Origin of the sequence: Nocardia sp. NPDC049526 (genome assembly GCF_044465765.1) — a bacterium.
Lineage (GTDB): Bacteria > Actinomycetota > Actinomycetes > Mycobacteriales > Mycobacteriaceae > Nocardia.
On record NZ_JBITMA010000009.1, the window covers coordinates 67,377 to 92,227 of the forward strand.

At 66.6% G+C, this 24,851-nt stretch carries 21 protein-coding genes; 13 read left to right on the forward strand and 8 right to left on the reverse strand.

What is annotated here, in order from left to right; all coding sequences use genetic code 11:
* The first annotated feature begins 4 nt into the window (after positions 1 to 4).
* From ACIBW7_RS27025 to ACIBW7_RS27055, 7 genes are all read left to right on the forward strand, one after another.
* Positions 5 to 1,762, forward strand: a complete 1,758-nt coding sequence (locus ACIBW7_RS27025) for a cation acetate symporter (RefSeq protein ID WP_397050963.1) — start codon at positions 5 to 7, stop codon at positions 1,760 to 1,762.
* A gap of 139 nt (positions 1,763 to 1,901) precedes the next feature.
* A complete protein-coding gene (locus ACIBW7_RS27030) occupies positions 1,902 to 2,264 on the forward strand; it encodes a DUF485 domain-containing protein (RefSeq protein WP_063041895.1) in 363 nt (120 codons plus the stop codon).
* On the forward strand, positions 2,261 to 3,898 hold the full coding sequence (locus tag ACIBW7_RS27035; RefSeq protein WP_397050966.1) for a cation acetate symporter: 1,638 nt from the start codon (positions 2,261 to 2,263) through the stop codon (positions 3,896 to 3,898). The genes ACIBW7_RS27030 and ACIBW7_RS27035 overlap by 4 nt, the downstream gene beginning before the upstream one ends.
* Positions 3,899 to 3,950: 52 nt before the next feature.
* On the forward strand, positions 3,951 to 5,879 hold the full coding sequence (gene acs / locus ACIBW7_RS27040) for an acetate--CoA ligase (protein WP_397050968.1): 1,929 nt from the start codon (positions 3,951 to 3,953) through the stop codon (positions 5,877 to 5,879).
* 184 nt (positions 5,880 to 6,063) lie between these two features.
* Positions 6,064 to 6,720, forward strand: coding sequence for a hypothetical protein (locus ACIBW7_RS27045; RefSeq protein WP_397050969.1), 657 nt, complete (start codon positions 6,064 to 6,066; stop codon positions 6,718 to 6,720).
* The gene (locus ACIBW7_RS27050) at positions 6,710 to 7,294 is read left to right on the forward strand and encodes a DUF6529 family protein (RefSeq protein ID WP_397050971.1); all 585 of its coding nucleotides are present in this window, start codon (positions 6,710 to 6,712) and stop codon (positions 7,292 to 7,294) included. The genes ACIBW7_RS27045 and ACIBW7_RS27050 overlap by 11 nt, the downstream gene beginning before the upstream one ends.
* 12 nt (positions 7,295 to 7,306) lie before the next feature.
* The gene (locus tag ACIBW7_RS27055) at positions 7,307 to 7,762 is read left to right on the forward strand and encodes a Rieske (2Fe-2S) protein (protein ID WP_397050973.1); all 456 of its coding nucleotides are present in this window, start codon (positions 7,307 to 7,309) and stop codon (positions 7,760 to 7,762) included.
* 53 nt (positions 7,763 to 7,815) lie between these two features.
* Here ACIBW7_RS27055 and ACIBW7_RS27060 read toward each other — a convergent pair whose 3' ends face one another.
* Both ACIBW7_RS27060 and ACIBW7_RS27065 read right to left on the reverse strand, forming a co-directional pair.
* Complete coding sequence (locus tag ACIBW7_RS27060) at positions 7,816 to 8,283, reverse strand: VOC family protein (protein ID WP_397050975.1); 468 nt, start codon at positions 8,281 to 8,283, stop codon at positions 7,816 to 7,818.
* A gap of 92 nt (positions 8,284 to 8,375) precedes the next feature.
* Positions 8,376 to 9,329, reverse strand: coding sequence for a hypothetical protein (locus tag ACIBW7_RS27065; protein ID WP_397050977.1), 954 nt, complete (start codon positions 9,327 to 9,329; stop codon positions 8,376 to 8,378).
* Between the two features lie 77 nt (positions 9,330 to 9,406).
* Between ACIBW7_RS27065 and lspA the strand changes: the two genes are divergently transcribed.
* The 3 genes from lspA to ACIBW7_RS27080 are packed head-to-tail and all read left to right on the forward strand — an operon-like array spanning position 9,407 to position 11,674.
* Positions 9,407 to 10,099 carry a signal peptidase II gene (gene lspA, locus ACIBW7_RS27070; protein WP_397050979.1) on the forward strand — a complete coding sequence of 231 codons (693 nt, stop codon included), beginning with the start codon at positions 9,407 to 9,409 and terminating at the stop codon, positions 10,097 to 10,099.
* Complete coding sequence (locus tag ACIBW7_RS27075; RefSeq protein WP_397050982.1) at positions 10,096 to 11,022, forward strand: RluA family pseudouridine synthase; 927 nt, start codon at positions 10,096 to 10,098, stop codon at positions 11,020 to 11,022. Before lspA ends, ACIBW7_RS27075 begins: the two co-directional genes overlap by 4 nt.
* Positions 11,015 to 11,674, forward strand: coding sequence for a hypothetical protein (locus tag ACIBW7_RS27080; RefSeq protein WP_397050984.1), 660 nt, complete (start codon positions 11,015 to 11,017; stop codon positions 11,672 to 11,674). Before ACIBW7_RS27075 ends, ACIBW7_RS27080 begins: the two co-directional genes overlap by 8 nt.
* Positions 11,675 to 11,745: 71 nt before the next feature.
* Here ACIBW7_RS27080 and ACIBW7_RS27085 read toward each other — a convergent pair whose 3' ends face one another.
* Positions 11,746 to 12,564: a PhzF family phenazine biosynthesis protein gene (locus ACIBW7_RS27085; protein WP_397050986.1), complete on the reverse strand. Its 819-nt coding sequence runs from the start codon at positions 12,562 to 12,564 to the stop codon at positions 11,746 to 11,748.
* A 79-nt stretch (positions 12,565 to 12,643) separates the two neighbouring features.
* Positions 12,644 to 15,067, reverse strand: a complete 2,424-nt coding sequence (locus ACIBW7_RS27090; RefSeq protein ID WP_397050988.1) for an HAD-IC family P-type ATPase — start codon at positions 15,065 to 15,067, stop codon at positions 12,644 to 12,646.
* Here ACIBW7_RS27090 and rarD point away from each other — a divergent pair.
* Complete coding sequence (gene rarD, locus ACIBW7_RS27095) at positions 15,066 to 16,022, forward strand: EamA family transporter RarD (RefSeq protein WP_397050990.1); 957 nt, start codon at positions 15,066 to 15,068, stop codon at positions 16,020 to 16,022. The two genes, ACIBW7_RS27090 and rarD, sit on opposite strands and share 2 nt — an antisense overlap.
* 137 nt (positions 16,023 to 16,159) lie before the next feature.
* Positions 16,160 to 17,086 (forward strand): ADP-ribosylglycohydrolase family protein, encoded by a 927-nt coding sequence (locus ACIBW7_RS27100; RefSeq protein ID WP_397050992.1) that lies wholly within the window; start codon positions 16,160 to 16,162, stop codon positions 17,084 to 17,086.
* On the opposite strand, the gene ACIBW7_RS27105 is transcribed toward ACIBW7_RS27100, so the two are convergent.
* The 3 genes from ACIBW7_RS27105 to ACIBW7_RS27115 form a co-directional block, all read right to left on the reverse strand.
* On the reverse strand, positions 17,083 to 20,334 hold the full coding sequence (locus ACIBW7_RS27105) for an arabinosyltransferase domain-containing protein (RefSeq protein ID WP_397051636.1): 3,252 nt from the start codon (positions 20,332 to 20,334) through the stop codon (positions 17,083 to 17,085). The two genes, ACIBW7_RS27100 and ACIBW7_RS27105, sit on opposite strands and share 4 nt — an antisense overlap.
* Before the next feature lie 131 nt (positions 20,335 to 20,465).
* Positions 20,466 to 21,026 (reverse strand): hypothetical protein, encoded by a 561-nt coding sequence (locus ACIBW7_RS27110; RefSeq protein WP_397050994.1) that lies wholly within the window; start codon positions 21,024 to 21,026, stop codon positions 20,466 to 20,468.
* Positions 21,027 to 21,065: 39 nt separating this feature from the next.
* Positions 21,066 to 22,520 (reverse strand): DNA polymerase IV, encoded by a 1,455-nt coding sequence (locus ACIBW7_RS27115; RefSeq protein WP_397051638.1) that lies wholly within the window; start codon positions 22,518 to 22,520, stop codon positions 21,066 to 21,068.
* 377 nt (positions 22,521 to 22,897) lie between these two features.
* On the opposite strand from ACIBW7_RS27115, the gene ACIBW7_RS27120 reads away from it, so the two are divergent.
* The gene (locus ACIBW7_RS27120) at positions 22,898 to 23,773 is read left to right on the forward strand and encodes a UTP--glucose-1-phosphate uridylyltransferase (RefSeq protein ID WP_327096879.1); all 876 of its coding nucleotides are present in this window, start codon (positions 22,898 to 22,900) and stop codon (positions 23,771 to 23,773) included.
* A 139-nt stretch (positions 23,774 to 23,912) separates the two neighbouring features.
* Here the strand turns inward: ACIBW7_RS27120 and ACIBW7_RS27125 are convergent, their stop codons facing one another.
* The gene (locus tag ACIBW7_RS27125) at positions 23,913 to 24,452 is read right to left on the reverse strand and encodes an NlpC/P60 family protein (protein ID WP_397050997.1); all 540 of its coding nucleotides are present in this window, start codon (positions 24,450 to 24,452) and stop codon (positions 23,913 to 23,915) included.
* Between the last annotated feature and the right edge of the window lie 399 nt (positions 24,453 to 24,851).

Below are 24,851 nucleotides of genomic sequence, written 5' to 3' on the forward strand. Positions count from 1 at the left end.
ATTCATGTCCCCCGCCGCAACACCAGCGCTCACGGTTTTCGCCTTGTTGTTCGCCGCCCTCGCCACAGTCGCGATCGGCGTCTACGGTGTCCGGTTGGCGCGTACCACTTCCGACTTCCTGGTCGCCTCGCGCAGCGTCGGGCCGCGCTGGAATGCGGCGGCGATATCCGGCGAATACCTCTCGGCCGCTTCATTTCTCGGGGTCGCGGGACTGATCGCGAAATACGGGGCGGACGCGCTCTGGTATCCGGTCGGGTTCACCGCCGGATATCTCGGACTACTGCTGTTCGTCGCCGCGCCGCTGCGCCGGTCGGGCGCGTACACCGTGCCCGATTTCGCGGAGTTCCGACTCGGCTCGCTGCGGCTGCGCAGGCTGGCGGCGGTCGTGGTGGTGCTGGTCTGCGGGGTGTATCTCATTCCGCAGTTCCAGGGTGCGGGGCTCACGCTGCACATCCTGCTGAATGTGCCGAAATGGGTCGGCGCGGTGGCGGTCGGCGCGATCATCATCGCGAATGTGGCCGGCGGCGGCATGCGGTCGATCACGCTGGTGCAGGCCTTCCAGTACTGGCTGAAGCTGACCGCGGTGGCGATTCCGGCACTGGTGCTGCTCGGACATTTCCTCGCCGACGATCGTGAACTCGGCACACCTGCTCCCCCGGTGGTCACCGGGCGCACCACTGTGGATGTCAGCACCGGCGTCATCGTGCAGGTCGGTGCGCCGCAACAGGTTTCGATCACCGGAACGCTCGACGATCGCAGAGTGCACGGTCCGGTCCTGCTCACACCCGGCGCACACGAACTGGCGGCGGGCACCGAACTGACCCTGGAGGCGGGCTCCACCGTCCCGGTGGTGGCCGGAGCGCCGGCGGACGGTGCGGCTTGGCTGGCGCCCGGCGGCGGATTCGGCGGCACCCATCCCACCTACCAGGTGTATTCGCTGATCATCGCCACTTTCCTGGGCACGATGGGACTTCCGCACGTACTGGTGCGGTTCTATACGAATCCCGATGGCCGCGCGGCGCGCACGACCGCACTCGCGGTGATCGGCCTGGTCGGGGTCTTCTACCTCTTCCCCATTCTGTTGGGGGTTTTCGCGCGGCTGTACGTGCCGCAGTTGCTGATCACCGGCACCTCCGATGCCGCCGTGGTGCTGCTGCCCGGATCGGTGCTGGCGGGCCTGCCGGGCCAACTGCTGGCGGCACTTGCCGCGGCGGGTGCTATCGCGGCGTTCCTTTCCACTTCGTCCGGACTACTGGTCAGCATCGCGGGTGTGCTCAGCACGGATATGCTGCGCGGTCGGATTCGCGACTTCCGGGCAGCCGCGGTATTCGCCGGTGCTGTGCCCCTTGGTGTTTCGATCATGGTGGTCTCGCTGGATCTGTCCCGCACCGTCGCCCTTGCCTTTTCAGTCGCGGCCTCGACACTGTGCCCGCTGCTCGTGCTCGGCATCTGGTGGCGAGGTCTGACGGCCAAGGGCGCGGCCACCGGACTGATCGTGGGCGGTCTGGCGGCGGGCGGTGCGACCGCGGTTTCGGTGACCGGCGGCATCTCCGACGAACTCGCAGACGGCTGGCTCGCGGCGGTCCTCGGCTATCCGGCGGCACTCAGCGTACCGCTGGCATTCGCATCGATGGTCCTGGTCAGCGTGCTGACGCGCGGTCAGAACGCCCGCACGGTCGGGCGCATCTTCGTCCGAATGCACGCACCGGAGCGGCTGGGTATGGGCGCGGACCGGGAGCGCGCCATCGGGCTGAGCCGCTGACCGTTCATCGCGGCAGGCCGACCGTTCACCGCACAAACCGGCGCCTTCACAGAGTGATCCACGCCACATCATGAATCCCTCACGAGGGTCCCCTTATGGTCGGCGGACAGTAAGTCACGTCACACGCTAGGACCCTGCGATGACCAGTATCGACCTCGACAAAGATGGCACGCCACCGCGGCGCACGCCGACAGCGGAGGATTTCGCCGCCGTCCAGTCGAGTCCCCAGTTCCAGGAATTGCGAAGCCGGTTGCGCCGCTTCATCTTTCCGATGACCGCACTGTTCCTGGTCTGGTACCTGAGCTATGTGTTGCTCGGCGCCTACGCGCACGACTTCATGGCCACCCAGGTCATCGGCAATATCAATCTCGGCCTGCTGCTCGGCCTCGGGCAATTCGTCTCGACGTTCGTGATCACCTGGCTGTATGTCCGGTTCGCCAATAAGGAACTGGATCCGCGCGCCGCGTCGATCCGCAACTACCTCGAGGGAGACCAGGCGTGAGTACGCAATATCTGTCTGCCGCCGAGAAGGTCGGCAATCCCGCCGCGAATATCGCCATTTTCGGCCTGTTCGTGGCGATCACGATGATCGTGGTGATCCGGGCCAGCCGCAATAACCGCACCGCCGCCGACTACTTCACCGGCGGCCGCGGCTTCTCGGGCCCGCAGAACGGCATCGCCATCGCGGGCGATTACCTTTCCGCCGCAAGCTTTCTCGGCATCGCGGGCGCGATCGCGGTATACGGCTACGACGGGTTCCTGTACTCGATCGGCTTCCTGGTGGCCTGGCTGGTCGCACTTCTGCTGGTCGCCGAAATGCTCAGGAACACGGGCAAATTCACCATGGCGGATGTGCTGAGCTTCCGGCTGAAAGAAGGCCCGGTCCGCACCGCCGCCGCGCTGACCACCCTCGCGGTTTCACTGTTCTATCTGCTCGCGCAGATGGCGGGCGCGGGCGGTCTGGTCGCGCTGCTGCTCGATATCTCCGATAAGACCGGACAGAGCATCGTCATTGCCGTCGTCGGCGTGCTGATGATCGTGTACGTGCTGGTCGGCGGCATGAAGGGCACCACATGGGTGCAGATCATCAAGGCGGTGCTGCTCATCACCGGCGCGGCGCTGATGACGGTGATGGTGTTCGCCAAGTTCGGCTTCAACTTCTCCGACATCCTCGGCTCGGCACAGGATGCGGTGCACGGTTCCAAGTCCAAGGGCGTGGCCGCCCGTGACGTGCTCGCTCCCGGCGCCCAGTACGGCGGCAGCGCGACCTCCAAGCTGAACTTCGTCTCGCTCGGCTTGGCGCTGGTGCTCGGCACCGCGGGTCTGCCGCATGTGCTCATGCGCTTCTACACCGTGCCGACCGCGAAAGAGGCACGGCGCTCGGTGGTTTGGGCGATCGGCCTGATCGGTGCGTTCTACCTGTTCACCCTGGTGCTCGGTTACGGTGCGGCCGCCATTGTCGGACCGGATCGCATTCTCGCCGCGGCGGGCGGGCAGAATTCGGCGGCGCCGCTGCTGGCCTTCGAACTCGGCGGCGTAATCCTGCTCGGCGTAATTTCCGCGGTCGCCTTCGCCACCATCCTCGCGGTCGTCGCCGGCCTGACCATCACCGCATCGGCATCGTTCGCGCACGATATCTACGCGAGCGTGATCAAGAAGGGCCAGGTCGACGAGAACAAGCAGGTCAGGGTATCCCGGATCACCGCAGTCGTGATCGGTGCGCTGGCCATCGGTCTCGGTATCCTGGCCAACGGCCAGAACATCGCCTTCCTGGTGGCGCTGGCCTTCGCGGTCGCGGCGGCGGCGAATCTGCCGACCATCGTGTACTCGCTGTTCTGGAAGCGGTTCAACACCACCGGCGCCCTGTTCAGCATGTACGGCGGCCTGATCTCGACCATTGTGCTGATCGTGTTCTCCCCCGCGGTATCCGGGACGAAGACCTCGATGATCCCGGGCTCGGATTTCGATTGGTTCCCGCTGTCGAATCCGGGAATCGTCTCCATCCCACTGGCTTTCGTACTCGGTGTGGTCGGCACCTTCCTCGGCGGGCGTAAGCCGGAGAATCCGGCGAAGCAGGCCGAGATGGAGGTTCGCTCGCTCACCGGTGTCGGCGCGGAGAAGGCGGTCGTGCACTGACCACATCCGACTGAGCTTGCCGCCCTTGTTGTTCCGAGAGGATAGATCGACGTTGACCAGTGCAACCACCGACCCGACCACCTACCCGCCGGATGCGGCATTCGCCGCGAGCGCCAATGCCGATACGGCACTGTACGATCGCGCCGCCGCCGATCGGCTGGAGTTCTGGGCCGAACAGGCTCGGCGGTTGCACTGGCATCAGCCGTGGACCCGGGTCCTCGACTGGAGCGACGCGCCGGTCGCGAAATGGTTCGTCGACGGCCAACTCAATATCGCCTACAACTGCGTGGACCGGCACGTCCTCGACGGATACGGCGAGCAGGTGGCCATCCATTGGGAGGGTGAACCAGGGGACTCTCGCGATATCACCTACGGCGAGTTGCTCGCCGAAGTATCCAGGGCGGCAAACTATTTCACCGAGCTCGGACTGCGGACAGGCGATCGAGTCGCCATCTACCTGCCGATGGTGCCGGAGGCGATCGTCGCCATGCTGGCCTGCGCCCGGCTCGGGCTCACCCATTCGGTGGTATTCGCCGGATTCTCGCCGACTGCCCTGCGCCAGCGGGTCGACGATGCCGGGGCGCGTCTGGTGATCACCACCGACGGGCAGTGGCGGCGCGGTACCGCCGCACCGCTGAAGGCCGCGGTCGACGAGGCGCTTGTCGATGGCGAGCACACCGTTGAGCACGTACTCGTGGTGCGGCGCACCAACATCGAGGTGCCGTGGACCGAGGGTCGCGATCTGTGGTGGCACGACACCGTCACCGACGCGTCCCCCGATCACGAGGCGCAGGCCTTCGACGCCGAACATCCGCTGTTCATCCTCTACACCTCGGGCACCACCGGAAAACCCAAGGGCATCCTGCACACCACGGGCGGCTATCTCACCCAGGCCGCCTATACCCACCACAACGTCTTCGATCACCGAGCGGGACAGGACGTTTACTGGTGCACCGCCGATATCGGCTGGGTCACCGGACACAGCTACATCGTCTACGGACCGCTGGCCAACCGCGCGACCCAGGTCGTCTACGAGGGCACCCCCAACTCCCCCGATGAGCACCGGCATTTCGACATCATCGAAAAGTACGGCGTCACCATCTATTACACCGCTCCCACGCTGGTGCGGACCTTCATGAAGTGGGGACGCGAAATTCCGGACGCGCACGACCTGTCCTCGCTGCGACTGCTCGGCAGCGTCGGCGAACCGATCAACCCGGAGGCCTGGCGCTGGTACCGAGAGGTATTGGGCGGCAATCGGACTCCCATCGTGGACACCTGGTGGCAGACCGAGACCGGCGCCATCATGATCTCCCCGCTGCCCGGTGTTACGGCGGCCAAACCGGGTGCGGCCATGACCCCGCTGCCCGGCATCACCGCGAAGATCGTCGACGACGACGGCGCCGAACTCGCGCACGGCCGCTCCGGACTGCTGGTGCTGGATCAACCGTGGCCCTCGATGCTGCGCGGTATCTGGGGCGATATGGACCGGTTCCGCGAGACGTACTGGGACCGATTCGCCGACCGCGGCTGGTATTTCGCCGGTGACGGCGCCAAGTTCGACGACGGCGGCGATCTCTGGGTACTCGGCCGGGTCGACGATGTCATGAATGTCTCCGGCCACCGTATCTCCACCGCCGAGGTCGAATCCGCGCTCGTCGGGCATGCCTCGGTCGCCGAGGCCGCGGTGGTCGGTGGGAACGATGCGACCACCGGACAGGCCATCGTCGCCTTCGTCATTCTCACCGCGGACGCGCAAAATTCCGGCGATGCGCTGATCGGTGAGCTGAAAGCCGCTGTCTCCCAGGAGATCAGCCCCATTGCCCGACCGAGGGAGATCCATATCGTCCCGGAACTCCCGAAAACCCGTAGCGGCAAGATCATGCGCCGCCTACTCCGCGATGTCGCAGAGGGTCGAGAACTCGGCGATACGTCGACCCTCGTCGATCCGAAGGTCTTCGAGGCCATCGCCCGCGGATAGGCGCCGCCCCCAGCGGCGGACCCGGCCACCACGACGATGAGGGGGACCGGGTCCGCCGCTTCACGTCATGGTCGAGACACGCCGTGGGTCGGCTGCCGCGAATGCCCCGTTTGAACCGCTCACCGGGTCTGCCACGTAGACAATTCGAACAGCGGTGCTGGCGGCCGCATATCGAGGAGACCCTATGAAACGACTGGGACCGTGGCTCACCCTGGCGGCAGTGACCGCACTCGGCCTCGTCCTACTGGTCATCAATATGTCCAAGGACACCGAACCATCGGCCACGAATACGAATGCGGTGGTCACAACCACCCCCGTGGCCACGACACAGACGCCGCTACCGACCACCACTGCGGCTGTTCCTTTTCCCGGCAAGGCCGACTACGTGGGCACCATCCCGCTCGCCTCCGGCGGCACCATCACACTGGAGATCACCGTCGCGGGCGACAAGGCAATCGCCTATGCCTGTGACGGCAAGAGCATCGAGTCCTGGCTGCGCGGCCCGGCCACGAACGGGTCCTTGCAGCTGACCGGCAAAGACGACGCGAAACTGACCGGTGCCTTCGACGGCAAGGCGGTGCGCGGGACACTCTGGATCGGCGGCAAGCAGTGGAGTTACACCGCGAATCCGGTGCAACCACCCGCCGGACTGTATGTCTACAGCGAGGCGGGCACCCGTCAGAGCTGGATCGTCGATGCGAACGGCGGGGTCACCGGCGTCCAACGAAATCCCAACGGCTCCACCACCCCTGCCGTCGGTCTCGCGCCGGACGCGACGGCCGTCGTCAACGGCAAAAAGGTAACCGCGAACAAGGTAAGTGGTGGTGACAGTGTCGGCTGATCGAGAAGCGCCGACGGTCCGGGTGCATCCGGGCCGAGCGTCGGCGGCGGCCATCATCATTCCGCTGCTCATCGGCGCGGCAGTTTCGGTACTGCTCGGCGTCTACGCGAAACAGCATGAGCCACGGTTCTTTTCGATCAATGTGGCCGGATTCTCCAGTCCGGTCGCGGTGAAGACCTGGCTGGCCACCCTGGCCACCGCACTCGCGCTGTTCCAATTGCTTTCCGCGCTGACCATGTACGGCAAGCTCGGCGCGATCTTCCCGAAGACCCCGTCCTGGATCGTCTCCGCCCATGTCTGGTCGGGCCGACTCGCCGTACTCGTCACCGTCCCGGTCGCCGTACATTGCCTGTTCGCCTTGGGTTTTCAGGACTACGAAAACCGCGTACTCATCCATTCCCTGCTCGGTTGCTTTTTCTATGGAGCATTCGTCGCGAAGATGCTGCAACTGACCCGAAAGGGCCTGCCCGGCTGGGTCATTCCGGTCGCGGGCGGCCTGGTACTCGCCGGGCTGACCGGCCTCTGGCTCACCTCAGCCCTGTGGTTCTTCCAGCACAACGGCATCACCTTCTGATCGGAGTCCGATATGACCAACGATGATCTCGTCCTCGACCGCCGCCACGTCGTAATCGCGGGTGCCGGGGCAGCGGCCGCCATGGCCGCACTGACCGCATGCACCACCTACGGCAAGACCGACGCCCCCGCGGCCGAACCCCCAAAGGCCGCCGCCGGATCGACCGGACCGAATGTCGCCGCCGGACAGCCGAACGCCATCGCCTCCACTGCCGAGGTGCCGGTCGGCGGCGGTGTGATCAAGGGCGATGTGGTACTGACCCAGCCGAATGCCGGCTCCTTTGTCGGCCTGTCCTCGACCTGCACACATGCGGGTTGCAAGGTCGCGACGGTTTCCGGCGGCACCATCAACTGTGCCTGCCACGGCAGCAAATTCGGTCTCGACGGCTCGGTCGTCAATGGCCCGGCCACCCAGCCGCTCGCCCCGAAATCCGTTCACGTCGAGGGCGACTCGATCGTTCTGGGGTAACCAACGCGATCTGCCGCGCGGCACACCGACCGCGCGGCAGATCGCACAAACGCTCAGGCCCCGCCGAACAATTCGGCCATCCGCCGGTCCATCTCATCCGGCGGCACATCCTCGACGTGCGTGGCCACGGTCCACCGGTGGCCCCACGGATCCTCGAACGCACCGCTGCGATCGCCGTAGAACTGGGTGGTCATCGGGGTGAGCTCCTTGGCGCCCGCGGCGAGGGCGGCGCTGAAGGCCGCATCGGCGTCCTCGACATAGACGTAGAGATTGACCGGCGTACCGCCGACCGTCTTCGGGTCGAGGAAGTCCATATCGGGGGCCGGATCGCCGACCATGATGAGCGAATTGCCGAACGTGAGTTCGCAGTGCGCGATCTTGCCGTCCGGTCCAGGCATGCGCATCCGCTCCGATGCGCCGAAAATATTCTTGTAGAACTCGATGGCGGCAGCCGCCCCATCGATTGCCAATCCCGGCGAGACCACCGGATAACCCTCGGGGATCGGTTTCACATCGGACATGGGATACCTCCGATCGAGGCGTTTGTCGGACAGGTGCGAGCCTATTCCTCACCCGGGGGCGACATGTCTGATCGGCGCAAACAGCTACGGACTCATTCGTTCCAGGTGACCTGCGTATTGATCGTCTGCTGCAGCATGCTCGCGCTGCGCGGGTCGCGGTAGGCCTGGTGTCCGCCGACGGTGATCGAGCCCGCGACCGGCAGCGGCAGGCCCAGGTCGACGGTGATCGTGCCCGAGCCCTGCATGACGTAATCCTTGATGTCGAGGGTGCCCGCATTATTGGGCAGCGACCACACCTGTGACTTCGGTTTCTGGGTCACCTCGAGTTCGATGGTCAGCCGGTCGCCCTCGCGCTTGGTCAGCGTCGCGGTGGTCACCTGATCGAGTGCGACACCACCGTCGACCTCCTGCTGCACCGTCCACACCGCGCCCTCACCGACCGGTTGGTCGGGAAAGGTGATCGAACGGTAGACCGCCTGGTAGAAGGCCTGTTCCAAGGCCGCGCGAGCGTTATTGGAGGTGTCCGGTGCCGGGGCGAGCCGCAGCGCGGTGATCGCACCGAGTTCGCTCATATCGAATCCGGCGTGCGAACCGCCGGCCGCGGTGAGCGCCTTGGCCAGCGACGGATCCGGGGTGGAAATGGTGCCGAGAGTCAACTCGACACCGTCACCGTCGGTCTGCGCCGTCATCGGGATCGTCAATGCGGGCGAGGAGAAATCGCTCGGCGGCTGATCATTGATCTGCTGCTCGATGTGGTGATCGGTGCGCAGCGTCACCTGCTGCACCGTGCCCGCCGGATAGCCGGGACGCAGCAGCGATCGCGGCTCTTCACCCGCCGAGACGACGGTGGCGACCGCGGCCGAAATCGGCACCGTCACTTCCTTGCCGATGCCGACCGGCTCGGTGCTGTCGGACTCGACGCGCGAGTCGGCACCGTCACTACAGCCGACACCGAACGCGGACAGTCCGACCGCCAGCACCATCAGCAGCACACCCGAGCGCGCGATTCGGGGTACGTGGGAGGAAGACAACACCGTCACGAGCATCAGAGTACGACCGCTTCCTGAGTGTCAGCTGGGACATGCAGGTGACCGCGTGCGTCGGGCAAATCGTTACTCGAGAGATGATGGTCGACGTGAGTGACGACCGGCCGCCCGAGGACAACCCCGCCGATAGCGCGATGCCACCCGGCGACGACGCAGAGAATCCGACCCCGACCGCCGATCCGGGGAAGCCCGCCGCACCGCTGCGGCTACGCACGCTGCTGATCATCGCCGCGGTATTGCTCGGCCTGGACCTGCTCACCAAGACCATCGTGGTGGCCGAGCTGACCCCGGGCGATCCGGTGCCGATTATCGGCGATTTCGCGCGATTGTCGCTGGTACGCAACCCGGGCGCGGCATTCTCGATGGCCACCGGCATGACCTGGCTACTGACCTTGGTCGCAGCGGCCGTGGTGATCGGGGTGATCCGTATCGGCCGCACGCTGCGCTCGCTGTGGTGGGCGATCGGGCTCGGCATGGTGCTCGGCGGCGCGCTCGGCAATCTGGTCGACCGGTTGTTCCGCGCCCCCGGACCGCTGCAGGGACATGTGGTGGACTTCATCGCCGTCGGCTGGTGGCCGGTATTCAACTTGGCCGACTCCTCGATCGTGTGCGGGGCGATCCTGCTGGTGGTGCTCACGGTCTTCGGCTTCGAACCCGACGGCACGCGCACCGGACACGGCCACCCCGAAGCGTCCGCCACCGCGGAGCCGGACGAGACCTCGGACAACGGCGCCAACGGCGCGGCGGGCAGCAAGGGGAATGCGGCGTGAGCGAAACTCGGACCATGCCGGTACCCGACGGGCTCGACGGGATGCGCGTCGACGCCGGGCTATCTCGGTTGCTCGGACTGTCCCGCACCGCCGTGGCCGCGCTGGCCGAGGAGGGTTCGGTGCAGCTCGACGGTGTCGCGGCGGGCAAATCGGATCGGCTCGTGGCGGGTGCCTGGCTGGAGGTCGAGTTCCCGGAACCGAAGCGCGAACTCACCATCGAGCCGGCGCCGGTCGAGGGTATGAAGATCCTCTACGCCGACGATGACATCGTCGCGGTCGACAAGCCGGTCGGCGTCGCGGCGCATACCGGCGTCGGTTGGACCGGGCCGACGGTGGTCGGCGGACTGGCCGCGGCGGGCTATCGCATCTCGACCTCGGGCGCGCACGAGCGGCAGGGCATTGTGCACCGGCTCGATGTCGGCACCTCCGGGGTCATGGTGGTCGCGCAGTCCGAACACGCGTACACGGTGCTCAAGCGCGCATTCAAACAGCGCACCATCGATAAGCGCTATCACGCGCTGGTGCAGGGACACCCGGATCCGAGCAGCGGCACCATCGATGCGCCGATCGGCCGGGCCCGCGGCGATGCCTGGAAGTTCGCGGTCACCGCGGACGGACGCCCGAGCATTACCCACTACGACACCGTCGAGGCGTTCCAGGCGGCCAGCCTGCTCGATATTCATCTGGAAACCGGGCGCACCCACCAGATCCGGGTGCATTTCTCCGCGATCCGGCACCCCTGCTGCGGTGATCTCACCTATGGCGCGGATCCGCGGCTGGCGGAGCGGCTGGGGCTGGAACGGCAATGGCTGCACGCGCGTTCGCTGGGATTCAACCATCCGGCCGACGGCCGGTATCTGGAGATCACCAGCGAATATCCGGATGATCTGAAGAACGCACTCGCCGTGTTGCGCAATGCCTGAAACATTGCGCCGCAGTGCCATTGCCGTCGGGGCGGTCGGCTTCGTCGTGCTGATCGTGGTGCTCGGCGTGCTGAATCCCCCGCGGCCGTCCGGCATTTCGACCGACCGGCTGGGGCCGGAACGGGGTGAGCATGTCGCGGATTATCTTGCGCGGGCACAGGATTCACTATCCGGTTCGGATAACGAGGAGCACTGGGCCCTGGTCTCGTTTACCGAACCCCGCACCCCAGATCAGATTCCGGCGCACAGCGGCGGCCTGCGCATTGCCGCGGCAAGCCACCATGTGTCGATCCCGCGGGTGAACACCCCGATCGTCACGGTTCAACTGCCGGCGGGAAATGCGGTAGCCGTGGCGTCCGCCGATAATGCCGCCTGGCAATTGCTGGCTCAGCACGCGGCTGGCGAACGCACCGACCGCATCAATGCGGTATCAGCGGCTCGACTGCGCGCCGGGTGCGCATGCACCGTCGGTCTCGTGGTCCGCGGACCGCTCCCGCAACTCCGAAATCTAGCGGTCCAGAACGGAATCCGCGCCGTACAGGCCTTGCCCGCCGACGCGGTCGCCACCAGTTTCGCGATCGTTCCGCTGCTGCCGGAGTACGAGGACATCGCGCTGCCCGGTACGGATGACGGCCCCGTCCCGGATCAGTAACTCTGGGCGGCCGTCATCTGTTGGTCTGGTCGGTGATACGCAAAGGACCGGGAAGGTCGCGGCCGGACTGGTCAATCCGGCAGTGTCACAACACCATCCAGGTACCGGCGGCAGCTGCCGATGAGCAGTACCCGGTCACCGGCGAGTTCACAGCGCAGCCTGCCGCCGCGCCGGGAGAGCTGACGGGCGCTGAGTTCGGCGCGGCCGAATTCGCGGCTCCACAGCGGAACCAGCTGTGCGTGCGCCGATCCGGTGACCGGATCCTCGACCACACCGAGATCCGGACCGAAGACCCGGGAGACGAAGTCGACGGTATCGCCGGGTGCGGTGATCACCGCGTCGAAAGCCAGCGGTGGGAACGCCGCGAAATTCGGCCGAGCCTCGCGCACTTCACGTTCGGAACCCACCACGATCACCTCGTCGAATCCGGTGTACGCACGCACCGCACGGACGCCGAGTGCCTCCACCAGCGCGGAATCGGGCGCGACCTCCTTGGATTGCAGCGCGGGTAGGTCGAGCACGTATTCGTCGTCATCGGTGCGGTCGACGTGTAGCCAGCCGCTGCGCGTAAAGAAGCTCACCCGGTCCTCGCCGGGATGGATGTCCTCGAGAATCTGCGCGGCCGTCGCCATGGTCGCGTGGCCGCACATATCGACCTCCCGGGTCGGGGTGAACCAGCGCAGGTGGACGGCGGGCCACTCCCCGGGTGGACTGCCCGCCTCGACGGGTAATTGCGAGGTGTAGAAGGCGGTCTCGGCGAGGTTGTTCTCCTCGGCCAGATGTTGCAACAGCTCGTCCGGCAACCATACCGCCAGCGGCATGACCGCGGCCGGGTTGCCAGAGAACGGTGCGTCGGCGAACGCGTCGATCTGATGCAGCAATACCTCCATAGTCGAGAAGGTACTCCAACCCTGAATGATCGCTTCGCACAAGGTATCTCGCGGCGCGGCGGGTCAGGCGTCCAGTTGTTCAGGCGCCCCCGCCCGGTGAGCTCGGAAGTAGCGTGTGCTTCTCGCCCTGAACTGCGGCGGCGATCCACCAGGCGGCCTCGACGAGCACGATGCCGACGGCTCCGCAGATGAACGCCGCGGTGGTGAGCTCGATATTCGAGGGGTCGAGTTTGAAGAAATGCCTGGTGAACGGGATTGTGAACAACAGCACATAGGCGAGGATCGATGCGCCGATGAGCACCACCTTCCACCACACGTACGGCCGGGCCACGATGGCCAGGACCCACACCGCGATCATGATCAGGGTGATGAGCGCGGTGGTACCCGCCTGCTCCTTCTGCTCGGGGGTGGCATGCGGTCCCGCATAAGCGATCAGATACGCGACGAAGGTGGCGACGCCGATCACCACACCGGACGGAATCGCCAAACGCATGACGCGCGAGACGAATCCGGAGCGGGCGCGTTCGTTGTTCGGAGCCAGCGAGAGGATGAAGGCCGGAATGCCGATGGTGAACCAGGCCGCGATCGTGACATGCCTTGGCAGGAACGGATATCCGATCGGATCGTAGTCGAAGATCTGTGAGCCGACACCGGCGAGGCCGACCAGGAAAGCGAGCAGCACCGAGTACACGGTCTTGGTGAGGAACAGATTCGAGACCCGCTCGATATTGCCGATCACCCGGCGGCCCTCGCCGACCACGTACGGCAGTGTGGCGAATTTGTTGTCCAACAACACGATCTGGGCGACGGCGCGGGTGGCCGGACTGCCCGACCCCATGGCCACGCCGATATCGGAATCCTTCAGCGCCAGCACATCGTTCACGCCGTCACCGGTCATGGCGACGGTGTGGCCACGAGATTGCAAGGCGCCCACCATGGCTCGCTTCTGATCCGGACGCACGCGGCCGAAGGTGGTCTCGCGTTCGAGCACGTCGGCGAGTGCGGACCGGTCCTCGGGCAATTCGCGGGCGTCGACCGCGTGATCGCCGCCGCGCAGATCGAGTGAGGAGGCCACCGCACCGACCGAGACGGCATTGTCGCCGGAGATCACCTTGATCGAAACCTGCTGGCTGGCAAAGTAATCGAGGGTTTCGCGGGCATCGGGACGCACCTTCTGCTCGAGCACGACCAGGGCCGCGGGGTCGACGGCGCCCGGTGCGTCGGCGGCGTCGACCGGACGGTCACTGCGTGCGAGCAGCAGAATGCGCAGGCCCGAGGAGCCGAGTTCCTCTGCGACGCGGGCATCTTCGGAACTCGGGTCGAGCAGCACATCGGGCGCGCCCAGCAGCCAGTCGCCGTGCTCGCCGTAGGAGAACCCGCTCCACTTCTTCGCCGAGGAAAACGGCGCGACCGCGGTGTGCTGCCAATTCGGCCTATCGCTGAGCTCCTCACCGATGGCCTGCACGCTCGCATTCGGGCGCGGATCGTCGGCGGCCATGGCGGCCAAGGCCTGTCGCACCTCGGCGTCGTCGAACGTGCCGAGCGTCTTGATATCCGACAGGCGCATCCCGTTCTCGGTGAGCGTGCCGGTCTTATCCGCGCACACCACGTCGACGCGGGCCAGGCCCTCGATGGCCGGAAGCTCCTGCACCAGACATTTGCGCCTGCCGAGTCGTACCACACCGACCGCGAAGGCCACCGAGGTCATCAGCACCAGGCCCTCGGGCACCATCGGCACCAGCGCCGCGACCATGCCGGTGACCGCCGGCCGCCAGGACTCCTTACTGGAGACAAGCTGGTTGTAGATGCTCAGCAGACCCGCCGGGATCAACAGATAGGTGATGACCTTGAGGATGGTGTCGATACCGCTGCGCAATTCGGACTTGACCAGCGTGAACTTGCTCGCCTCTTCGGACAGCTTGGCGGCGTAGGCGTCCCGGCCGACCTTCGTCGCCCGGTAGGCGCCGGAACCGGAGACGACGTAACTGCCCGACATCACCGACGCGCCGATCGGCTTGTCGACCGGATCGGCCTCACCGGTGAGCAGCGATTCGTCGACCTCGAGCAGTGCGGACTCCTCGACCGCGCCGTCGACGACGATCTGGTCGCCGGGGCCGAGCTCGATCAGATCGTCGAGGACAACCTCCTTCGGCGCCACCTCGAGCGACTGTCCGTCGCGGCGCACGGTCGGCTTGGCCTGGCTGACAATGGCCAACTGGTCCAGGGTGCGCTTGGCGCGGACCTCCTGGATGATGCCGACCGCGCTATTGGCGATGATCAGCAGGCCGAACATGCCGTCGATGATCGAGCCGGTCGCCAGCACCAGGATGAACAGCACACCCAGGATGGCATTGATCCGGGTGAAGACGTTGGCGCGGACGATGTCGCGTACGGATCGGCTCGCCCGGTCCGGCACGTCATTGGTCAGCCCGTCGCGGCGGCGTTGCTCGACCTCCGCCGCGGTCAGCCCGGTGACGGCCGTATGGGGCACGGTAATCGACATGACCGCCAGGCTACCGAGAACTACCGTCGGTAGGGTGCAGCGAAGCAGGGCGGTCCCAGGTGTTGTGTTCGGTACAGGCGCATTTCTGATCTGGGGGCTGTTTCCGGCGTACTTCGGGTTGCTGGCCTTCGCCAATCCGGCCGAGGTGGTGGCACAGCGGATTCTATGGACGTTGGTGCTGGTGCTCGTCGTGCTGGCGATAACCGGGCAGCTCGGTGGGCTGCGCGGAATCGCACCGCGGACCTGGCGGATGGCGGCGGTCGCCATCGCCGCGCTATCGATCAACTGGGGCGTGTACGTCTACGGCGTCACCTCCGGACATGTGGTGGAGTGTGCGCTCGGGTACTTCATCAATCCGCTGGTAACGGTGGCGTTCGGCGTGCTGATCTTCCGTGAGCGGTTGGCCAGGGCGCAGTGGGCGGCGCTCGGGCTGGGTGCGGTGGCGGTCGCCGTGCTCACCGTCGACTACGGCAGACCGCCGCTCATCGCGCTGGCACTGGCCTGTTCATTCGCCACCTATGGGCTGGTGAAGAAGGTGATCCCGCTGGACGCGCTGCCCGGAATCGCGGCCGAGGGGCTGGTCGCCGCACCGTTCGCGCTGGCCTTCGTGATCATATTCGCGGTGACCGGACGCAGTGAATTCGCCAGTGGCATAGCCCATTCCGGCTTGATGATCTCGACCGGCCCGGTCACCCTGTTGCCACTGCTGCTGTTCGCAGTTGCCGCGCAACGGGTTCCGCTCTCGACCATGGGACTGCTGCAGTACCTCACGCCCGCGCTGCAGATGGCGTGGGGTGTGGCCATCGCACATGAGCCGATGCCCGCGTCGCGGTGGGCCGGTTTCGCGCTCATCTGGGCGGCGCTGGCGATTTTCACCGCCGACGCGCTCGTGCGTGGCCGACGGCGGGCCCGGACCGCCCAGCCCGAACCGGCCAGTTCAACAGACCGTCGCTGATCTGCCCTTCCCAGCTATGGCTTCGTAGTGAGGGCACAGTTTTCCACGCGATCGCTTGTCGAGTTCGACAGGACGGGACAGCCCATGTCCTCGGGTACATTGACCGCGAAAAACCGCAGGCGGCGGAAGGTTTCTTGATGCTGGACGATGCGCAACTGGATCGAGCGGCGGGTGTGCTGCTCGGCACCGCGGCGGGCGATGCGCTCGGGGCAGGCTACGAATTCACGTGGCCGGGAACGCAAGTCGCGATCGAGATGATCGGTGGCGGGCCGTGCCGGTGGGCACCGGGACAGTGGACCGATGACACATCGATGGCGATCGCCATCGCACTGGCGGCCGATAAGGGGCCCGGCATCGATCTCGACGAGGTGGCAGCCGGATTCGTCCAGTGGTTCGATTCCGATCCACCGGATATCGGCATCCAGACCCGCGCCGTGCTCTCGGTGCGCCCGCGCTCGGCCCGGGATATGCAGGTACAGGCAATGTCCTTGCACGGCAAGACCGGCGGCAACGGTTCGCTGATGCGCACCGCCCCCGTCGCCCTCGCCTACCTCGGCGAGGCGGACGAATGCGTCCGCATGGCGGGTGCGATCGGCGCGCTCACTCATCATGACCAGCAGGCGATCGAGGCCTGCAAGATCTGGACCTACGCCATTCGGCACGCCGTGCTCACCGGAACCTTCGACGGTGTCCGCGAGTTCGTCGACGCCTCGCCGAGCGCCGCCTACTGGACCCACCTGCTCGACCAGGCCGAAACCGGTGGCCCGCAAGACTTTTCGAATAACGGTTGGGTCGTGCACGCCCTCCAGACCGCATGGTGGGCCATCACCACCGCCGACGCCTCCGCTCCGGACCACCTCCCGCGCGCACTCGAACTCTGTGTCCGCGCGGGTGGCGACACCGACACCACCGCCGCCATCGCCGGCGGCCTCCTCGGCGCCCGCTGGGGCGCCACCGCCATCCCGCACCACTGGCGTCAACTCCTGCACGGCTACCCCGGCTTCACCGCCGCCGACCTGACCGCCTTGGCCACCCGCATAGCGACCAACAGCATCAACCGCTAGTACGACGTGTTGATGTGGCCCGGCGTCCAGAGACCGGAGTGGTCCTGCTCGGTGATTTCGGGTTTCGCAGGGTCGGCCTTGGGATCGATGCGCACGAGTTGTTGGAGTTCGCCCCAGTCTCGCCCCCAGTCCCGGTCCAGGTAGGTGGCCAGGGTGCGGGGACGCAGCAGCATATTCGACCAGCCGAGCGGCCCGCCGCCGTCGTGGCTCTGCCAGAGGGTGGTGATCTCGGCACCCGGACGGTCCGGAAGGATGCGGTAGGCCGGGACCTCGGCGATATTGTCGCGGTGGTCGTAGGGGCGCTGGTTGGGGAATTGCAGGCCGACCATCCAGTCGGTGAGAACCGGGACCTGTGAGCCGACAACATCGTTCAGCGTTCTGGTCTGCGGCACCCGCGGCGGGGTGACGGCCAGCCACTGCTTCGGATTGCGGTCGCGATCGACGGCGACGATGCGGATAACGTCTGCGCCAGTGGGGATTACGCTGAACGGTACGCGCAGGTTGCGCCAGGACGGCGCCGGTCCGATATCGATCGGGGTTACCTTGCCCATGGGCTGCGCGGTGGTTGCGGAATCGGTTGCGCCGTATTCGATTTCGAGGGTCTGGCCCGGGGTGACGATTCCGTCGGCGTCGACCGAGCGGATCCGGCCCGCCGCGGTCAGCGCGATAATTCCATTGCGGTCACCGGATTCCGGAAGCCGGTACCAACCCGTGGTCAGATCGGCGGGGCCCGCGTCACCGGAGCCGAAGCTGCCGAGCACCGGCGTGGTCGCCGGGTTCAGTCCGAAAGGCAGTGCGGCGGTGGCGGTTCCGGCGGTGTTCTCCGAGGCGGACTTACTGCTCAACGCGTCGGCGATACTGCCGGTCGGACTCGAATCGTCGTCGGGGCGCAGATCGGCGGCCACCCCAGCACCGGTGAATCCGGTGCCGGTGCCCGACAAGGTGCTCACCGCATCGCCGGTCAGCGGCCGCAGCATGCCCGCATTCGGATCGGTCTCCACCAGCACATGACCGGCCAGACCCGCCGTCTTCCCGGTCAGCGCCTCGATATTCGAGCGCGCCAGCGAGAAAGCAGGGCCCTGGGCCACGGCCGCCTTGGCGAAGGAGCCGACATCCCAGACCACGAGCAGCGCCAGCGCGATGGTCAGCGGGGGCAGCACCGACACCCGCCACGCGAGACGCGAAACCCGATGCGGGGTACCGGGTTCCGGTGCCCGCACATGCCACCACGCAGCGACGGCAAGCAGTGCTGCGGCGGCGAGCAGGAACAGTTTGTTGAGCTCGATACCGGCGATCACCGGCGGCTTGTCCCACCACGGAATGCCGTAAGACGAGACGTACCACCACTTATTGGGCCCGGAGAACACCAGCGCGAGCAGGAATGCCACCACCGCGGCGAACAGCGCGCGGTAGCGCGGCGCCCGCAAAACCCTTGGCGCGAGGGCCATCGCGGTCACCATGGCGACGGCACCGGCCACGCCCGCGTACACACCGAAGTGATGGGTCCACTTGGTCGGCGTGACCATGATCAGGAGTAGCGCGCCGACGGTCACACCGAGAATGCGCCGGGTCGGACCCGCGGCCAGCAGCGGAATCCGACCGCCCTTGCGCAACAGGACGATGACACACACGATGAGCCCCGCGAACATCGCGAGCACACCGATCCGGCGGCCGACCGAGCCGTCGGTCTCGCCTTGGAAGAGGTACTGATAGCGCAGATAGTCGTTGAACCACTCGACATCCGGGCCGACGATGTGGTGAATCCGCTTCATCTCGAACATCGCCGCCAACGGCTGATCGGCGAACATGATTGCCAGCGCCACGATGCCCGCGGCCAGCAGCGGGGCGAGCAGCACCGCGTAGCCGACCACCCGGGTACGCAACGATCCCCGAGTCCCGGTGCGGTCCATGATGATTCGCGCGACCGGCCGCAAGCCTGCCAACAGCGCCGCGATACAGATCACGCCGGACGGCCCGGCCGTACAGGCGAAGGCCGCGACCAGGATCGCGAATCCGGCGGGCAACAATCGCCGCGTGGCAATGGCACGTTCGACCAGGCACCAGGTGAGCAGCAGTCCCAGCGCGACCGGCGGTTCCGGACGCAGCCCGTTGTCATAGGCCAGCCAGATGGTCAGGAAGCCGAGCGCACCGGTCCACATCGCGACGCGGTTGCGGCGCACCGCGACCCCGAGCCGGGTCGCTACCTCGCGGCTCAGCAACAGCCACATCAGCACACCGCAGCACAGCGCGGGCAGCCGCACCCACGGACTGGCGGTGCTGATCTCCGTCATGATCCGAATCAGGTCGTAATACGGTGTGCCGACCGGATTTTCGGGCACCCCGAAGTAGGCGAAGTAGTTGGCCATGTAGCCCGCGACACCCGACGCACGGGCCATACCGAACTGATAGCCGTCATCGGAGGTGGTGGACCCGATGAAATACCAGACCACCATGGTGCCCAGCACCACCGCATCGAGCAGCGTGAACGTCCACCAGCGCTGCGGCAGGAAGCGACGCACCCGCCGACCGTCGAGCCGATCGAGCCGATACAGCGCGACCAGCGCCACAATCGTGCACAGCACCGCGAGCCAGATTGCCGCGCGCTTCACCGGAGTGGGCGTCGAGGAGAACCTGGTGTCGAGTTCGGCGGTGACGCGCGCACCGTCGGCCGCAGCCAGATCACTGAAGATGCCCACCATCTGCGGCCGGTAGTCGCCATTGAGCACCACCGGGAATCCGGGCGCTTCGAATCCGACCAGGGTGGCGGTCGCACTGGCGTTGTCGGCGTGCACGGTGAGTTCACAGCCCGGAACCAGCTCGGCCACCGGCACGCTGAGCAACGCCTGATTGCGCAGCACGACATCCAGCCGGGCCGGAGTGTCGGCCCCGGCGCGCACGCGGGCGACGAATCCGTAGCGTTCGAGGTCCGGCGCGCCATCGGGTCCGGTCGCCGCCAGGGTGCCGCCCTTGGCGCTGAGCTGGTTGATCGCCGCGCACGGCAGGGTGGCGTCGAAAGTCAGTGGCGCATAGGAGATCAGCGGCGCCTCGATGCTGCGCGCCGAACCCGCCTGCGGCCAGGTCAGCGTCGCCGCGTCCACGCGCACCGGCAGCAGCGGCACCGCCACCGCGAACAGTGCGCCCAGCAGGCCCGCGATCAGCGCGATCGGCCCGGCCCAACCCCTCCGCGTCTTCGATTGTGCCGTCCCGAGTTCGGATTCCTCGACGGACGGCTGCCCCGCCCACACCATCGTGTCAGCCACGGGGCCTGATCCTAACGGTAACTATTTCAAACGAAAGTTCTTGCCGGCGTACGGCATTGATTCTCAGCAAGCACACAGCCGGCGCGGCCGACACCGGGTCGGCCGCGACCGCTGGTCTATCAGCTGCAGGCCACCGACTGCTGGCCGAGGTTGGTCAGCATGGTGCAAGCCCAGGCCTTCTGGATCTTCCACTTGCCGTTCTCTGCGACGAACGGCACGTCGATAATGTTCTCCTGGCCGTTGAGCAAGACCTTGGCCTTGGCATTGACGCTGTCGCCGAAGCTGGTCACATCGGTGACCGTGATAGTGACATTGGCGCCCTTGGCGGCCTCGGCGAGTCGATTCGGCAGTTCCGGATCAGCCTCGGCGCCCTGCACGCCGTCGAGCTTCTCGGAACTGGGGATCGACGGATCGAGGGCACGCTGCAGCTGCGTGTTCAGTTCCGCGACGGAGGGGACCGGCGGCAAATTGGTGTTCGCGCTCGCGCCGGCCGAGGCCTTGGCGCTGGTACTGGTCTTCGCGGCCGGCTTGCTGTCTTTGTCATCGCTGCAGGCGGTCATGCCGAGTGCGGCGACGACGGCCAGGGCGGCGATGGCGATGCGTCCAGTCTTACGAAGCTTCAACTGCTCGTCCTTTGCGTTCGAGTAGGTACATGTCGTTCCACCAACGGCAGCCGTCACCCGAATCGGCGACGCTGCACGAATGACCCAGGCTACCTGTCAGCGGAGACTGCCGAGCGGATCCGCTCGGGACAGACTGATGTCGTCGGCGGCAAAGGTACGCGCCGGACCGGGCCCTGTCGAACTGGTCTCGAACCGAACTGTGACCACACCGAGCCCGGCGCCCTGCACCCATCCGTGCCCGAATTCGGGGTGCGTGACATCCAGTCCTGGATACCACAGCGTCGTGTTCCGCACCGGCGAATCGTCCTGAGCTGCACCGACGCTCGGCTGCGTGGTCAAGGGGACCGGGGATGTGGCGGTTACTCCCACCTCGCCGCCTACCGCCCCGACCAACGCACCCGCGCCGAGCTCTGTGGCGCCGTCCTCAGCTGCGGACGGCTCCTCCTGTGCGCCCCAACTATCGGAGTGCGGCGCGTCGCCCTCCCAGGCACCGCCGTCCTCGACCGGCGCTTGATCCAACTCCGGAAACAGCGACTCCTGCCGGACCGTCGACAGCCCGCCGTAACCCACCCCGACCAGCCGGATCGGCCCGAGCTCGGCCGGATCGATGGCCGAGCGCTGCGCCGCCGTAGTCAGCGTGGCCAGCTCGGTTGTCGCGTACGGCAGCGTGAACGACCTGGTCACGATGCTCATATCGGATTTCTTCAGCTTCAGCACGACGGTGCGTGCGGCCCGCCCGTCCTTCTCCAGACGACGGTGCGCGGCCGCCGCCATGGTCTCGATCGCCAGACGCAGCTGGGCCATCGTGACGATATCGGTCTCATAGGTATTCTCGGCGCTGATCTGTTTGGCCTCGGCCCGCTCGGCGACCGGCCGGTCGTCGATGCCGCGGGCCAGCCGGTGCAGCGCCGCGCCGACGCTGCCGCCGAGAATGGACACCGCCTCCGATTCCGGCAGCGCCGCGAAGGCGCCGACGGTCTCGATACCGAGCGAACGCAAGCGGCCCTCGGCCACCGGACCGATCCCCCACAGCTTGCGCACGGGCAGCCCGGCCAGCAGTTGCTGCTGCTCATCCGGCGAAACCACCCGCACCCCGTCGGGTTTGGCCATTCCGGAGGCGATCTTGGCCAGCTGCTTACCGGTACCCGCACCGACCGAGGCGACCAACCCGGTCCGCTCCCGCACCAGCGCACGCAACTCCTCGCAGAATTCGCGCACCTGCTCGGCGGTCGCGCCCACCAACTCGGCGGGCTCACCGAACGCCTCGTCGAACGACAGCGTCTCCAGCACCGGGATGCGGCTGCGCAGCGCGTCGAACACCCGCGCGCTGACCACGCTGTAGACCGCACCGCGCGGCGGCACCACCACCGCGGTTACTCCGACCAACCGCCGCGCCTGGTGCATCGGCATGGCCGAGCGTGCACCGAATACCCGCGCCTCATAGCTCGCCCCCGCGACCACGCCGCGCCCACCGATGCCGCCGACCAGCACCGGGCGCCCGCGCAGCGTCGGCCGCGTCAATTGTTCGACCGAAGCAAAGAAGGCATCCATATCGATATGCAGCACCCACCGCCGAGCCGTGCGCACGGACGCGGACCGAACCGCGCCTCCCCTGGCTGCCACAGCGGTGTTGTCGGTGCTCACGCACCGGAATCTACGCGGTCCCACCGACAGGTCGGCCGCACCGCGCAACACCCCGTCAACCTGTGAAGACGACAGGCAACCTGGGTGCCGGGTGTAGGTCAGCCGAGTAGTTTCTGCGAGATTGCTATCGAACTTCGCAGCGCGACGACGGAGCGAGCGCGGCGCTCTGCCCTGCCCAACCACCCGTGACCAGGTCCTATACCAATATGTTGCCGTCCCGACATGCCCGGCCCAAGCGCGGGGATCGCCGGTTCGGACCCGCTCGGGTATGTGATGATCGGACCATGAAGATCCGCAAGGCCGTGATACCGGCCGCCGGAATCGGCTCCCGGCTGCTCCCGCTGACCAAGGCCATCCCCAAGGAGATGCTGCCGGTCGGCGATAAGCCGGTCATCGAGCACACCGTCCGCGAGCTGGTCGCATCCGGAATCACCGATATCACCATCGTGGTCAGCAGCGGAAAGTCCCTGATCCAGGATCATTTCCGCCCGAACCCGGCCCTGGTGGCCCAGCTACGCGCCGACGGCAAGGACGCCTACGCCGACGCGGTGGAGGAGGTCGGCGAGCTGTCCCGGCTCGGACATATCACCTACCTCGATCAGCACGGGCCCTACGGCAACGGCACCCCGGTGCTCAATGCCGCCCGCAATCTCGGCGACGAGCCGATGCTGGTGCTGTGGCCCGACGACGTCTTCGTCGCCGGGGTGCCACGCGCCCAGCAGCTGATCGACGCCTATGAGGCGACCGGCGCGCCGGTGCTCGCGCTGATGCCGATGGATCCGTCCGAATCCCAGCGCTACGGCGTCCCGGTCGTGGCGGACGACCAGGGCAACGGCCTGCTGCGCATCACCGGGCTGCGGGAAAAGCCCAAGCCCGAGGACGCGCCGTCGAACTATGCCGCGATCGGCGGCTATGTCGTCACCCCCGGCATCATCTGCGAACTGCGCAGACAGACCGAGCAGTGGTACGAACACCGCACCGGCGAGGTGTACCTCACCGATGCGATCAATGTGCACGCCGCCGACAACCCGGTCTTCGGCCAGGTCATCCAGGGCCGCTGGTACGACACCGGCAACCCGGCCGACTATCTGGTCGCGCAATTCGCCTCGGCACTGGCACATCCGCAGTACGGACCGCTGCTGCGCCAGCTCGTCGACTGAGCTCGGGTTCGCCCAGTGCAGGGCGACGATCACGAGCTCGCCGTCGTCCAGCGCTGGAACACCCGATCGCCATCACGTTCCCCATCGTTGCCATCCACGCACAACCATGCTGGTCCGGGAGAAACGTAGCCAATCCGGATCAGAAACGACGGATGGTGTAGATGTCGAAGTCGCGGAGTGGATGCAGACCGACCGGAACGCCCCAGTCGTGCGCATCCAGGATTTGCCCGGAGCCGGCGTAGATGCCGACATGCGAGGCGTCGTCATTGAGGATTACGACATCACCCAGCGACAGGGCCGGGAACGGCACCACCGCGCCGACCTTGGCCTGCTCGTAGGTGGTACGCGGCAGTTTCACCCCGACCTGACGGAATGCCCACTGGACCAGAGCCGAGCAATCCCAGGCGAACGGGCCGGTGGCGCCCCATTCGTAGGGTTTGCCGATCTGAGTGTAGGCCGCGGTAAGTGCGCCGAGTCCGGCGATACTCGGCAGCGGCAGGGCAGCGGAACCGCTGGAACTGCCGGAACTACCGGATGCGGAGCCGGAGCCGGAGCTACCCGAACCGGAGGCGCTTCCGGTATCACCGCGCACCGGCCCGGCCAGGACGAGCGTCATGACGATCGATACCAGAAACCCAACAGCTATCCGCCGCAATGCCTTTTTGTGCCCGGTGGTCATGCGCTCGCCCCTTCCGTCGACCCGATCGACGCGCGGTACCGGCCTCACCATCAGGGAAGGATCCGCACGTCACTGACCTGCGTCGCAGCACGTACCCACGTGCGACGCAAGGTATTTCAGGTAGAGCAGTTCAAGCACGAACATTCACTGCCGTCACAGAAGTCGATCTGCGCACCAGCAGTAACATGCCGATTGTGCCGGGCATTGTGCGAGCACGACAAGGGAATCAGCTAATTCTCGGCATGTGATCTACATCACATTAGAGGCACGGCTATGGACGCAAGTCGGGGGGGGGGGGGGGGGGGCCCCCCCCCCCCCCCCGCCCCCCCCCCCCCGCCCCCCCCCCCCCCCCCCCCCCCCAACCCCCACCCCCCCCCCCCCCCCCCCCCCCAGCCCCCC

Bases quoted from the DNA above. Each gene is read 5' to 3' on its own strand.
- ACIBW7_RS27045 (WP_397050969.1), top strand. From the start codon at position 6,064: ATGAAACGACTGGGACCGTGGCTCACCCTGGCGGCAGTGACCGCACTC.
- ACIBW7_RS27120 (WP_327096879.1), top strand. From the start codon at position 22,898: ATGAAGATCCGCAAGGCCGTGATACCGGCCGCCGGAATCGGCTCCCGG.
- ACIBW7_RS27055 (WP_397050973.1), top strand. From the start codon at position 7,307: ATGACCAACGATGATCTCGTCCTCGACCGCCGCCACGTCGTAATCGCG.
- ACIBW7_RS27060 (WP_397050975.1), bottom strand. From the start codon at position 8,283: ATGTCCGATGTGAAACCGATCCCCGAGGGTTATCCGGTGGTCTCGCCG.
- ACIBW7_RS27080 (WP_397050984.1), top strand. From the start codon at position 11,015: ATGCCTGAAACATTGCGCCGCAGTGCCATTGCCGTCGGGGCGGTCGGC.
- ACIBW7_RS27090 (WP_397050988.1), bottom strand. From the start codon at position 15,067: ATGTCGATTACCGTGCCCCATACGGCCGTCACCGGGCTGACCGCGGCG.
- ACIBW7_RS27065 (WP_397050977.1), bottom strand. From the start codon at position 9,329: ATGCTCGTGACGGTGTTGTCTTCCTCCCACGTACCCCGAATCGCGCGC.
- ACIBW7_RS27030 (WP_063041895.1), top strand. From the start codon at position 1,902: ATGACCAGTATCGACCTCGACAAAGATGGCACGCCACCGCGGCGCACG.
- rarD (WP_397050990.1), top strand. From the start codon at position 15,066: ATGACCGCCAGGCTACCGAGAACTACCGTCGGTAGGGTGCAGCGAAGC.
- lspA (WP_397050979.1), top strand. From the start codon at position 9,407: ATGATGGTCGACGTGAGTGACGACCGGCCGCCCGAGGACAACCCCGCC.
- ACIBW7_RS27105 (WP_397051636.1), bottom strand. From the start codon at position 20,334: ATGGTGTGGGCGGGGCAGCCGTCCGTCGAGGAATCCGAACTCGGGACG.
- ACIBW7_RS27025 (WP_397050963.1), top strand. From the start codon at position 5: ATGTCCCCCGCCGCAACACCAGCGCTCACGGTTTTCGCCTTGTTGTTC.
- ACIBW7_RS27100 (WP_397050992.1), top strand. From the start codon at position 16,160: ATGCTGGACGATGCGCAACTGGATCGAGCGGCGGGTGTGCTGCTCGGC.
- ACIBW7_RS27085 (WP_397050986.1), bottom strand. From the start codon at position 12,564: ATGGAGGTATTGCTGCATCAGATCGACGCGTTCGCCGACGCACCGTTC.
- ACIBW7_RS27115 (WP_397051638.1), bottom strand. From the start codon at position 22,520: ATGGATGCCTTCTTTGCTTCGGTCGAACAATTGACGCGGCCGACGCTG.
- ACIBW7_RS27125 (WP_397050997.1), bottom strand. From the start codon at position 24,452: ATGACCACCGGGCACAAAAAGGCATTGCGGCGGATAGCTGTTGGGTTT.